8 protein-coding genes are annotated in these 13050 nt (G+C 35.2%); 1 reads left to right on the top strand and 7 read right to left on the bottom strand.

Annotated elements, in window-relative coordinates; translation table 11 throughout:
- Positions 1 to 390 precede the first annotated feature (390 nt).
- The 6 genes from ABD692_RS13800 to ABD692_RS13775 form a co-directional block, all read right to left on the bottom strand.
- Complete coding sequence (locus tag ABD692_RS13800; protein WP_316755370.1) at positions 391 to 1377, bottom strand: pyruvate dehydrogenase complex E1 component subunit beta; 987 nt, start codon at positions 1375 to 1377, stop codon at positions 391 to 393.
- A 216-nt stretch (positions 1378 to 1593) separates the two neighbouring features.
- Positions 1594 to 2151 carry a GNAT family N-acetyltransferase gene (locus ABD692_RS13795; protein ID WP_344767903.1) on the bottom strand — a complete coding sequence of 186 codons (558 nt, stop codon included), beginning with the start codon at positions 2149 to 2151 and terminating at the stop codon, positions 1594 to 1596.
- Positions 2152 to 2434: 283 nt separating this feature from the next.
- On the bottom strand, positions 2435 to 5302 hold the full coding sequence (locus ABD692_RS13790) for a PD-(D/E)XK nuclease family protein (protein ID WP_344767901.1): 2868 nt from the start codon (positions 5300 to 5302) through the stop codon (positions 2435 to 2437).
- Positions 5303 to 8539: a UvrD-helicase domain-containing protein gene (locus tag ABD692_RS13785; protein ID WP_344767899.1), complete on the bottom strand. Its 3237-nt coding sequence runs from the start codon at positions 8537 to 8539 to the stop codon at positions 5303 to 5305.
- Between the two features lie 135 nt (positions 8540 to 8674).
- Positions 8675 to 9469 carry a tRNA threonylcarbamoyladenosine dehydratase gene (locus ABD692_RS13780; RefSeq protein WP_344767897.1) on the bottom strand — a complete coding sequence of 265 codons (795 nt, stop codon included), beginning with the start codon at positions 9467 to 9469 and terminating at the stop codon, positions 8675 to 8677.
- An 87-nt stretch (positions 9470 to 9556) separates the two neighbouring features.
- The gene (locus ABD692_RS13775) at positions 9557 to 10213 is read right to left on the bottom strand and encodes a TatD family hydrolase (RefSeq protein WP_316755380.1); all 657 of its coding nucleotides are present in this window, start codon (positions 10211 to 10213) and stop codon (positions 9557 to 9559) included.
- A 112-nt stretch (positions 10214 to 10325) separates the two neighbouring features.
- Here ABD692_RS13775 and ABD692_RS13770 point away from each other — a divergent pair, with 112 nt between their 5' ends.
- On the top strand, positions 10326 to 10859 hold the full coding sequence (locus tag ABD692_RS13770; protein WP_316755382.1) for a thioredoxin family protein: 534 nt from the start codon (positions 10326 to 10328) through the stop codon (positions 10857 to 10859).
- 112 nt (positions 10860 to 10971) lie between these two features.
- Here the strand turns inward: ABD692_RS13770 and ABD692_RS13765 are convergent, their stop codons facing one another.
- Positions 10972 to 12672: a glycoside hydrolase family 3 protein gene (locus tag ABD692_RS13765; RefSeq protein ID WP_344767893.1), complete on the bottom strand. Its 1701-nt coding sequence runs from the start codon at positions 12670 to 12672 to the stop codon at positions 10972 to 10974.
- Positions 12673 to 13050: the final 378 nt, after the last annotated feature.

Raw genomic sequence — 13050 nt, 5'->3', positions numbered from 1 at the left:
TTTAGGCTTTAGGCTGGAAACTGAATTGCGTTTTTATCCAGGTTTAGTTAAATAAACCTGACAGTGATGGAAATACTTTTTAGTTTGCAGCAACCCTGAATATGCTGTCATGCTGAGGAACAAAGCATCTGCAGACGATGAAACAGATACTTCGTTCCTCAGCACGACAGCTTTCTAAAAAGATTGAAATGGGTGGCAGGGCTGCTTAAACCGAAGAACTGCTGAACGTTGGTTTTCAAATTATTTTACCATGTAAGAAATCTGAATTCATAAGCTTAAATGTTCTTAAATGCATTGTATAATGAAAATTTTCGCGTAAAAAAAATCCCCCAAATTGCTTTGGAGGATTCTATGTTTTTAGTCTTCGACTACGTTTAGACTGATACTTTATTATTTTGTAGCGTACATTACTTCTTTAACCGCTTTAACAACTTTCTCAGCATTTGGTAAGCTGGCAGCAATTAAAGTTGGCGAGTATGGAAGTGGAACATCAGCACAAGTAATGCGTAAAACTGGCGCATCTAAGTAATCGAAAGCTTTTTTCTGAACCATGAAAGCAATTTCACCTGAAAGTGATGCTAATGGCCAAGCTTCTTCTACTACTACTAAACGATTTGTTTTCTTAACAGATTCGATAATTGTATCGTAATCGATAGGACGAACAGTACGTAAATCGATCACCTCAACATTAATTCCCTCTTTTGTTAATTCTTCTACCGCTGGGTTAACTACGCGTGTTAACATTTTACCGAAAGTTACGATTGTTACATCAGTACCTTGTTTGGTTACGTTTGCTTTACCGAATTCGATATAATATTCTTCTGCAGGAACATCGCCTTTATCGCCATACATTACCTCAGATTCCATGAAAATAACTGGATCCGGATCAATGATAGCTTGTTTTAATAAACCTTTAGCTTCATAAGGAGTTGATGGAACCACAACTTTTAAACCTGGTGTGTTTGCAAACCAGTTTTCGAAGTTTTGAGAGTGTTGTGCTCCTAATTGACCTGCGTTACCTGTTGGGCCGCGGAAAACCATAGGGCAAGAGAACTGACCACCGCTCATTGATAAAATTTTCGCAGCACCATTGATGATTTGATCGATTGCTACCAATGAGAAGTTAAATGTCATAAACTCTACAATTGGAATAAGGCCAGCTGTTGCGGCACCAGTTGCAATCCCAGCGAAACCTAACTCGGCAATTGGGGTATCGATAATACGTTTCGCACCAAATTCATCAAGCATACCTTGACTTACTTTGTATGCACCGTTATATTCTGCTACTTCTTCACCTAATAAAAAAACGCGGTCATCTTTACGCATTTCTTCTTGCATGGCTTCGCGTAGTGCTTCTCTAAATTGGATTTCTCTCATTGTAAATTTTAATAACGGTGGCAAATATAATTATTAATCGCTACCAAACCAAAGGCAAAAATGCCTGTATTTTGTAATAATTATGGTTGATTATGATGGAATATTCTGCTTTTTGCTTTTTATCTGAGCTGTTATTTTAGAATAGCTAAAATATTATTTTGCAATGTATTAACTTAAGTTGTTTTTGTATTACGGTTTATCAGTTTTCCGAAATATTTAATGATTTGGATTTAATAATCTATAAATCTCGCTATCTAAAAATTGTCCTCTGAAATAGTAATCTTGTTTGAAATATGCTTCTTTAACAAATCCATGTTTAACTAGCATTTTTCGCGAGGCATTGTTCCCAGTATTAATATTTGCCTTTATGGTGTGCAAATTCATTTCTTCGAAGCCGAAGGCGATGGTTTTTATCAATGCTTCGGCAGTAATTCCTTTTCTCCAATAATTGGGGTCGAGCATATAACCAATTTCTGCTCGATGATTTGCATAGTCTGTTCGCCAATAACCAATAGAACCAATCATATGCTCGGGATTTTCTTTTAAAGCAATTACCCAAGCCAAATTATCGCCTTTTTCGAAGCCTTCATTAAAAGCAGTGATGAAGGTTTTAATTTCTAATAAATCTTTCGGCCTTTCTCTATCGATGTATTTCATTACCGTTTCGTTAGTACGCATGGCGAATAATATATCAGCATCAGATAATTTATGTTCCCGAAGAATTAATCTTTCGGTTTCGAGATTAGGGAATTTGGTGAAGTTGAGGGTAAGCATATTTAAAATTAATAGTTTAACGCAAAGACCGCAAAGTTTTTCGCAGAGAAAATGAAGTTAAGGTTTTAACACAGAGTGCACAGAGATTCCACAGAGAAAACAATGATGTTTTAGTTTTTAGGCGGTCGTCATTGCGAGGCACGAAGCAATCCTACAACGTTCGCTATTTAAAAACCCCAAAGCTTTAAGACTGCTTCGTGCCTCGCAATGAGAATAAGTTGATATTCGCTTTAAGCTTATCGTCCTCTGCGCTTATCTTTTTTTTTCCTTTGTGGTTAAAAAACTACTTCCCAAAAAGCGTTTTATAAATCGAATACTTATAATTATCTTCAATTGAGCTTGTTAAAAAGTATGGCGCTTCGAAAAGCTCTGTTAATTTTTTTCTCAATTCTGCTAAAAATTCGGGCTTAATTTGTTCAAGGAAATCACCTTTCAAAATCTGACGATTTGATTTAAACCAAACACCGCCAAGTGTTGGATCGTTCATGGTTTTTACAACATACAAGTTAGGTTCTACAAAAGTTTTACCCGAAAACTGCTCATAAGCATAAGTATATAGTAGCGTTTGCACTAATGCTTTGTTGATATTTTTTCCATCGGAATTAAAAAGCTCAGTAACATCTTTAAAAGCCAGTTTGTCGCTTCCTGTTTTATAATCTACAATTTTAGTTACCCCGTCTTTAACATCAACTCTGTCAATGTAACCGAAAATTTTAATACTGGCTTCCTTTCCGTTTAAAGGGAAACTAATTTCCGCTTCAACCTTTTGTTCCAGGCTAATAATATTAAATGGCGTTTGAGAAATATCCTGATTTACAATGATGTTAACGTAAGCATCTACAATAGATAAAATTACCTTCTGCATACCTTTATACTCCATCACTTTATCAGGATGGTTGAACATTACCGAGTTAAAAGCTTTTTCGATTAAAGATGGAACTTGTTTCCTTTTCTCTTTAATCAAGTCGGCTGTAATTTCAGCTTTCATCAAATCCTGATAAAAATACTCCATCACCTTGTGCAAAATCGAACCAATTTCATTGGCTTCTACCACCGCACTTACCTCTTTCGGTTCTTTAATCCCCGCGATGTAGTTAAAGAAAAAATCTATCGGATTGGAAATGTATTGGGTTAAAGCCGATGGAGAAAGTATTTTTTTCTTATCAAGATATTTTTGAAGGGTTTCCTGGATAAAAATATTATTGGTTTTCTCAATTCGAACCTCTTTAAAAGGCTCCGTTTTAACATCAAGATTAAGCTCATTATAAGTGAAATCGAATCCGCTTTCGTATTCCAGTTGTTTTAAAATTCTACTGGCTTCGCCCGAAGTACTTTCGTCGGTTAAACTGTTGTAAACAAAGTTGATGTTTTTTGCCCTTTGCATTAAACGGTAAACCATGTATGAGGAAATGGCATCAAGATTTTCGAGCACTGGCAAGCCGTAAACTCTACGAATACTATCTGGAATAAAACTGTTTCCGATAGATGATTTAGGTATAATTCCTTCATTAAAGCCTAAGATTACAACTTTATCGAAATTCAAATTTCTGGTTTCCAACAATCCCATTAATTGAATTCCATTCAACGGATCGCCAGATAGCGGAACAGCAACAGCTTGCAGCGATTTTTGAACCAGATAAATTACAAACTGGATTTCTTCATCGCCAATGTGTTTACCAAAGGTATCGTGTAAGCGATTTAACTCCTGTATGGTTTTAACAAAAAGTTCAGCATCGATTTTCTTCAGCGTTTTTGCATTCGATAATCGGGTTAAAATAAAATCTAAAACTTCTAACAAGTAAGGAACAACATTCTTCGGGTTAGCGATTTTTTTATAGAAAACTTCGAATAAACCACCTTGCCTTAAAAGTCTTTCATGGGCAATTTCTACTTCGTTTTCCTTTAGTAATGCTGTTAAAATTTTATCACGCATTTTTTGCGTTAATCCTGTTAAGGGATGTGTTAAAAATGCCTCAACGTTTTTGTAAGAAATTTTTCCAGTATGTAAAATTTCCAGTTGAGATGAAAACCATAAATCGGCTAAACCAAAAATACTCGATGTAGATAAAGCAAAGCCCATAGTTACATTCAGGTCAATTGCTTGTCCGTTAAAATTTGCGGGGATGGTTTGTAAGGCAGGCAACAATAAACTTTCATCAGCTAAAACCACAACGGTAGAACCTACATCATCGCTTTGCGAATAATCATCTTCTAAAATATTATTCAGGATTTTGGCTTGTGCAGATTGACCTTGAACTTTAAAAACATTAACCCGATGTTCTTCGGTTTTCATTAAGCTTGGTTTATGCTCAAATACATTTTTTAAACCTAAAAGATTCAGGTTTTTTCTTAAAAATAATCCTGCCTCCTGTAAAGGATCGTTTAAATAATATTCATCAGCATCGAAGTAAAATAAGGCTTTATCAGCTTCTTGTAATTGTGTAAAAATTTTTGCTTCTGCACTGGTTAAAGCATTAAAGCCAACAAAAATAATTTTGCCTTTTTCGAAATTTACAGGCAAATCTTTTTGGTTTTCTATTTCTTCGGCTAAATGGCGGTAAACATAGCCATTTGTTAAATAATTTTGTTCTTTTAGTGTGGCGTGGAATTTATGATACAGCTTTGGCATTCTCCGCCACATTTTAATAAAAAGTTCTTGTTGCTTTTTATGTTTTCCCTCAGAATAGGAGGTCCAGAATTGTGCTAAAAACTGATATTGCTCTGGACTTAAGTAATCGAAGTCTTTGTTGATAACCGAAATATCTTCCAAATCACGATATAGCTTTCCAGCATCCACCAAATCATTATCAATTTGGGTAAAATCGCTTAAAATTATTTTGGCTAAAGGGAAAAATTTATGACTAGAAATAGGTTCCAGATTTTCCTCAGCCAATAGCTGATTGTATATTTTATGAAGCGTGAAAAACTGCAAGTAAAAATCTGCGATTTTATATTTTGTTGCGCTCGCAAAAAACTCCTGTATAGTATAAAAGGATGGGCTAAAAAAGGGTTTCTTAATAATATCAGCCAAATATTTTTGCATGTAAGCAGATGGGCGCTTATTATTAAAAACAATGGCGCAATGTTGGAGATTCGCTCCAAATTTTTCAATTAAATCTTCGGCAACTTCTTGTAAAAATGGCTTAATCATCTACACTAACTTTAATTTACCGCTAACGGCGTAAAACAAATAGGTTTTAACATTGCTGTGGCCCATATCTAAAAGCAGATTTTTATAATTTTCTACTTGCTCAATGTGTCTGTCGCTTTCGGTAAGCGTAAATTTATAATCGAGGATAATTACTTCATCATTATTAAATAAAATACGATCAGGACGATGAAGTTTACCCTTCGCATCTATAATGTTTTTTTCGGTAATACTTCCTGTTGCTTTACTTAGTACTGCTTTTAAATCCGAATTTTCTAATACTTCCAAAGCCTTTAATTTTAGGCTGTCTTTTTCATCTTCCTGTACAATTCCCTCTAAAATTAAATTTGTTAAATAATCATCAACCTCTTTTTCTGTACTTGCATTTGCCAGAATATCATGTAATAATGAGCCTTTTCTGCCCGATTTTTCGATGTTTACCAAATGCTTTAAATGCTTTTCTTCTGATGAAATATATAATTCAGATAACCTGGTAGTAGTTGGATAATGTTTTAAGGCGATAAAATCAGTTTCTTCATTTTTGCTTTCTACTGATATATAATCTATGATTTCATAAACGCCATTTTCATCGAATTGCCCATCGAAGGTGAAGTTGATTACATCGCCCATGTTCGATAAACTAACTTCTTTATTCCCCTTTGGTTCTGCTTTTCCCATCGTAGAAATGTAAAGGAAATCTTTAGAACGTGTTGTGGCTACGTAGAGCATGTTCAATGCATCCATGTTGTTATAAAGTAATTCTTCGTAATACGCCTTCGCGATGGATGAATCGGCTAATTCTTTATTATATTTTAGTGGGATTCCACGAAGTTCTTTGTAAACGGTTTCTTCAGACGAAACCCAAAAAGTTGAGTTTGTTTTACCTTTCACTTCCCAATTGCAGAATGGCACAAAAACCGCTCTAAAGGCCAATCCTTTTGATTTATGAATGGTAATAATTTGAATCGCATCGGCGCCTTCTGGAGATGGAAGCGATTTTTTAACACCATCCTCATCCCACCAGGTTAAAAATGCGATAATTCCTTTTTCTCCTAATTTACCTGCTGATGCGGTTAAATCTCTAAAAGCCAAAAGATAGGGTAGGTGAGCGGTTAAAGGTTTTAATCCATAACTTTCAATTAAAATTTCTACTAATTCAGGTAGAGGCAACTGTAGCCAGCTTTGCCAGTTTTCGCATAAGGCAGGTGGTAATACGGCCGAAAGTTGGTTTAAGGGTTTAATCGTGAGATTAATATAGTGATTTGCATCTGGTTCTTTTTCGTGTAAAGAATGATAAAGCGCAATACAGTTTGCTTTATAAAGTGCGCTTTGCGATTCCAGGCCAATTAATACTTTCAAGGTGTTGATGATTAATTGTATTGCCGAATTGTTTGAAATTAGTAGTGCATCGCCCGATAAAACAGGAAGATTTTGCTCCATTAATTTGCGTACGGTAAGCAAAGCCTCGCTATTCGAACGAACCAGAATTGCGATGTCTTTTAAGGCATATTTTTGTTCATCTTTTAAGATTTTAATTTCCTTAATAACATCATCTAAAGCAATATCTCTAAAAACTGTTTCGGTAAAACGAGCCTCATCAGGAGCATGTTCTTTGCTAAATTTTTTAATTTTTATTGTGCCACCTTTAAGGGTATTTACTGCAAAATTTTGCGTCGAGCCCGAGTAGATATCTTTTATAATTCGGTCGTAATGCTCACCTGTCCACCAATTGGTAATGTTATCTGGTTTAGTGGCTAAGTTTGTATTTAGTTCATTTTGTAATGTAATCGGGATGGAACGATAAAGAACATTATTAAACGTAATGATATTCTCCGTGCTGCGATAATTTTCTGCTAAGCTGTCTTCCAATACATTGTTTATTCCAACATCACTTTTGGCATGTTTATGCAGAATATTCCAATCGCCATTTCGCCAGCGGTAAATAGATTGTTTAGTATCGCCAACAATTAAATGGTCAATTAAATCCTCACTTGGTGTTGCCATTGCATTGGTAAGTAGAGATTTAAAACTTCCCCATTGGCTGGTTGAGGTATCCTGAAATTCATCAAACAGAAAGTTTCGATACCGATTACCAACTTTTTCCCAGATAAAGGAAGGATTATCCCCCGCATCTTCGGTGATTCCCGAAATTAATTTCTGCGCATCGCTGATTAAAAGATTATCATTTTCTGCCCGATATTCTTTTAAAAGAACAGCAATTTCCTGCATTAACCTTAAATAATAAAGATTTTTATTGAAAGCGATTGCAAGCTGATAATTAGGTAGATGTGTTAGGTAATGAGTTTCTATCTTTTTTAAAATGAGATTTATTGTATCATAAGCTTCCGCCACACTTGCATTTTTCTGAAACCATTCTTCAGGTTCATCAATTAGATTAAAAATCGATTCTATTTTAGAAAAATCGCCCCTTGCTACTATAATTAATTTGGTTAGCGGACTTCTTGATTTTCCTTTAAGCTGGTCGTTTTCTACACCTAAAACTTCAAGCGCCTCATATGCATCTTTAGCGAGTTGAATGATTTCACTTTCGAAATTTTTAATCTCATCTTTAGTAACACTGATGTATTTCTTAAACAATTCATCTATGTTTTCTAAGCCAAGCTCGCTAACTGCATCCTCAAAAATTTGAAAACGCTCTGAAAATATTTCACCAATTAAATTATATAGTTCGAATTTATAATTCCAGCTTTTATTATCGCTGATGCGTTCGATTGCTAAATCGATAATCCATTGTAAAAGCTGTTTATTGGTATCTAAAGCTTCATCCAGTTTATTTACCAGGTCATCTTTCACCTTGTCATAATTCATTTCTAAATTATAATCGGCATTTAAGCCTAGCTCAAAAGCAAATCCGCGAATTACTTTTTGCACAAAACCATCAATCGTACTCACCGAAAAACGACTGTAATCATGAAGAATTTTACGGTAGATCTTATCAGCCTTAAGTTTTAAACTTTCAGCTTTCAACTCAGGATGTGATGCCAAAACCAAAACCCGATAATCTTCAATTTTTTTTGAAGGATTACCATTTGCCAAACCATGCAGAACTTCCAAAATCCTGGTTTTCATTTCTTCTGTAGCCTTATTTGTAAAGGTTACTGCTAAAATTTCGCGATATTTATTATCACCAGAAAAAAGCAAAGTGAGGTAGTGTGCTGTTAAACTGAACGTTTTACCAGAACCTGCTGAAGCTTGAAGAATTTTAATTGGTTTGGGCATATTTTTCTTGGCTATGGGTTTTATTTCCCTTCCTTTAAAAAGGGTGCCTGTAAGGCGGGGTTGTTTTTTAACAACACCTAACTTACAACAATTTAAAATTTTCCCGAAATCAGGATATCAACAGTTGACCGGTAGCTATTTCTTTTTAATTTTTCTTTTTGCTAAGGTTTTATGGCTAATCCTTAATGGTCTTTCGGCCATTTCTATTTTTAAACCCAGTAAATCGCGAATTACTACAGAGGCACAAGCACCACCAAAGGCAGCGGGTAAATAAGAAACCGTTCCGTAAGCCGAGCGTTTAAAATTACTTCCGTCGGTCATAATCATCGAGTTCTTATCCATTTGTTCGGTAGAAAAAACAGCTTTTATTTTAGATGCATTTTCTAATTTGTTTAAACGTTTGCGTACGTAACTGGCAAAAACACATTGATAAGTATCGGGCAACATCGCAATTCTTAATCTGGTTGGATCCATTTTACCACCTGCACCCATAGAGCTTACAATTGGGATATTTTTTTCCAGTGCAGTTCCCAATAGCGTAATTTTCGGCATCACACTATCAATGCAATCCATAATATAATCAAAGTTCGATTCTAAAATTTCTCTACATTTCTCTGGCGTTAGGAAAGTATTAACCACATGGAGTTTTAATTCAGGATTTATAGCTAACAAACGCTCTTGCATAATTTCGGCTTTGCCTACACCGTGGTTGGTAGCTAAAGCTGGTAATTGTCTGTTACGGTTGGTTGGGTCAACTACATCACCATCAACAATTGTCATTTCGCCTATTCCTGAACGGCAAATAAATTCGGCAGCGAAAGAACCAACGCCTCCTAAGCCAATAACTAAAACGTGTTTAGATTGAAGTTTATCAATTCCATCATTTCCTACTAAAAGAGCAGAGCGTGAAAGCCAGCTTATATCAGACATATTATTTATGTTTTTACTACAGATGAAAAGGATAAACACAGATTTTGGGCTTTAAAATCTGTGTTTATCTGTTCTGCGGTTAATTATTTAAATTAAATTCAATTTTTTCCAGTTTGCAAAAATAATTGCTTTCATTTCATCAACCGAACATTTTTTCAAATTAGCTGCCCCTTGATAGATTTCTTCTATTGATGTTTCCGAATCATCGGTTTCTAAAAAAAAATCATCATACTGCTTCATTAATTTGGAAGCACCAGAATTCTCTTTCAAACTTGCAGCTCCGAAAGAAAGTAAAAAACCTTTTGCAATTAATTGCTTACCTAATTCCTCATTTTTATTAAAGCCATGAATAATCATCGGTACTTTAACGCTCAATCGATCTTTAACTCCAATTAATTCTGAAAAGGATTTAACGCAATGTAAAATCAGCGGTTTACCAAGCTTTTCTGCTAGTGCAATTTGCTTTTCCAGTATGATGATTTGATGCTCAATATTTTCGCCCTTAAGTTTATCTAACCCGCATTCCCCAATTAATTTAACATTCGCCTGGTTAGCCAAAACACCTAGGTATTTCATCTGCAAATCCAATTTATCAAGCGTAGCGTACCAGGGATGAAGTCCAATTGAAATGGCTTTAGTTTTAGGCATAGCCAGAAAGATATCGGTTGTTAGCGATAAACTCTGAATGCTGTGAACTCCCGTTTTCTGTGCGGTTTTGTGCGTATGTAGGTCTAAAAAATCCATCGAAAGCACAAAGATAAGCTTTTGTGAAAATGTATTTCTTCTGTAAAGAATTCGATAATAATCTATTAGATTGGTCGACTTGATTAAGTTTGTGTTATCATTCTAAAAAAATATGAAAAGAATATTCATTTTATTAGCTGCGGTATTTATTTCCACTGCGGCTTTCAGTCAGGCAAAAACAGAAGGTGTTCATATTTACAACCCTGATGCGAATGCATTAGCCGATTTAAAAGCGGCTACAGAAAAAGCTGCTAAAGCAAACAAACATGTGTTAGTGCAAGTTGGCGGAAACTGGTGTAGCTGGTGTATTGCCTTCCACAATTTGGTCGAAACAACGCCAACACTAAAACAAGCTATTGATGATAACTATGAATTTGTTTTAGTAAACTGGGATAAAGATCATCATAATGATGAAGCTATGAAATATCTTGGTTTCCCAAATCGTTTTGGTTACCCTGTTTTCGTAGTTTTAAATGGCAAAGGCAAAGTATTGCATATCGAAAACTCAGCATATTTAGAATCAGAAGAAATTGGTGAAAACGGCAAAAGAAAAGTTGGCCACGATGTGAAAAAAACCATTTCATTTTTAAAAGGGTGGACGGTTGAAGCGGTAAATCCAGAAACTTACAAGGTTAAAGCAAAGTAAAAGCTAAAAACATTATAAATAAGGATCTTCAATAAACCCAGAAGAATAGTTTACAAACAAGAAAGGCGAATGATTTTCATTCGCCTTTCTTGTTTAATTATATTTTTAAAATTTACAATCCATCGCCAAATTTATAGTTTGGAGCAATGCTAACAGGAAGTTTGCCAGTAGGAACTAATCTGTTATTAATCACTGCTGCAGCAGAAATTTGCATATAGTCTTCTTTCTGATAGCCAATAACCAAACCTTTACTGTTTTCTAAACCAGGTAATCCAGCAAGGTTATAAGGGTTTGCAAACAAAGCAAAAACTGCGTTTTTAGTCGATAAATCTTTAATAAAATTTTTAACTCCAGCATTTAAAGGTATGTTGTTTCCAGGACGGGAACGAGCATCATGAATGCCTACAATTACCTGATCGAAAGCACCAATTTCACGTGCAATATTCGAAATTTGAGTCGCACTTGCATCCTTATCTAAAACGTAATAAACCGAGTTGTAAAAACCTTTCGAAATCTCCTTCTGAAATCTGGTAACCGAAGGAACTCCAATACTAATAATTGCAGTTCTTCTAATGGGAATCATGTTTTTAATATAATCTTTTCCCTTTAATAAAGTAACCGATGCGTTAGCCAGCTCTTGCACCAAAGCGTTGCTTGCATTGCGGTTTACACCAGCAACAATCCCTTGGGTAACAATTGTATCGCGTTTACCTAAACCAGCCCAATATTTAGCTGTTAAAATCTTTTTCACGCTTTCATCAATCGTTTTCATATCAATTCTGTCTTGTCTGACAGCTTTACGAACCAATTTAATAGCCCTGTCGCTGTTTTCAGAAAGTTCCAAAATGTCGTTTCCAGCGATAATCCCTAATAAATCAGCCTCCCCATCTTTAAAATATTTCACCACGCCTTTCATGTCCATCGCATCTGAAATAATTAACCCTTTAAAGCCTAATTTTTCCTTTAAAATTCCTGTAACAATTGGTTTTGACAGCGTAGAAGGTAAATTTGGCGTATTATCCAACGATGGAATATTCATGTGCGCAATCATAATTCCCGATGCACCTTGCTTAATCAATTCTTTAAACGGATACATTTCCAAGGTATCTAAACGGGTTGCGTTAAAGGTAAGTTGCGGTAAATCATAGTGCGAATCTACATCTGTATCGCCGTGCCCAGGAAAGTGCTTTAAAGTTGTTAATAAACCTCCATCTTGCATACCTTTCATATATGCGCCAGTTTTCACTGCCACATTATATTTATTTTCGCCAAACGAACGGTAGTTAATAACTGGGTTTTTCGCGTTGTTATTAATGTCAGCATCGGGGGCTAAATTCATTTGCATACCCATGCGTTTAAAATCTTTAGCAACTTCCAAACCCATTTTATACAGCAATTCTTTGTTTTGAATCGCGCCTAGAGTCATCTGATAAGGAAAAGAAATCGTACTATCTAAACGCATTCCCAATCCCCATTCTCCATCGTTAGCAACAATTAATGGCACTCTGCTCACTTTTTGGTAAGCGTTAGTTGCCGCAGCTTGCCTTGCAGGCCCACCCTGAAAGAAAATTACGCCACCCAGTTGCTCCTTTTTAATCACCAAGCCAACTGAATCAGTATATTTTTGCCCTAAATTAGTATGGGCACGTACGAAAAACATTTGTGCAATCCGTTCTCTACGGTTTAATTTGTTAAACACAGAATCAACCCATTTTGGCTGATTGGCTAACATTTCCAGATAGGTTTGCTTTTGTGCGTTTGCCGAAATTGTGGCAATGCAGATTGCAATAAATAAGAATAGGTTTTTTTTCACGTATTTGTTTTGTTGTATTTGGTGCTAAATTAGTAATCAAAAACAACATAAAACAAAAACCAATCCAAGTAATCGATTTAATACAACAGGTTGTGAAGGTTATCTGACTTAAAAAGCTAATTGCATAGGTGTTCTAGTTAATAAATATTTGAAGACGAAAGCCAGTAGTTCTTTCAAACTATCAGTCCGGCTTTCGTTTCGATCTTTTTGTCAATATCATTATAATCTCGCCGAACGCCTGCAAAAAAGGATTATTTTCACCGTAATCCGGTTTTCTTAACAGGGTTTGTTGCATCGAAATCCTTCAATAATCAAAATAAATAAAACCAATTCCATTTATTAAAGGTTACTATAATAACGCTCAGTAAATTATTTATT

Origin of the sequence: Pedobacter ginsengiterrae (genome assembly GCF_039537385.1) — a bacterium.
Classification (GTDB): domain Bacteria; phylum Bacteroidota; class Bacteroidia; order Sphingobacteriales; family Sphingobacteriaceae; genus Pedobacter; species Pedobacter ginsengiterrae.
Note: the sequence above shows the minus strand (reverse complement) of the source record. Positions and strands in the feature narration are given on the sequence as shown.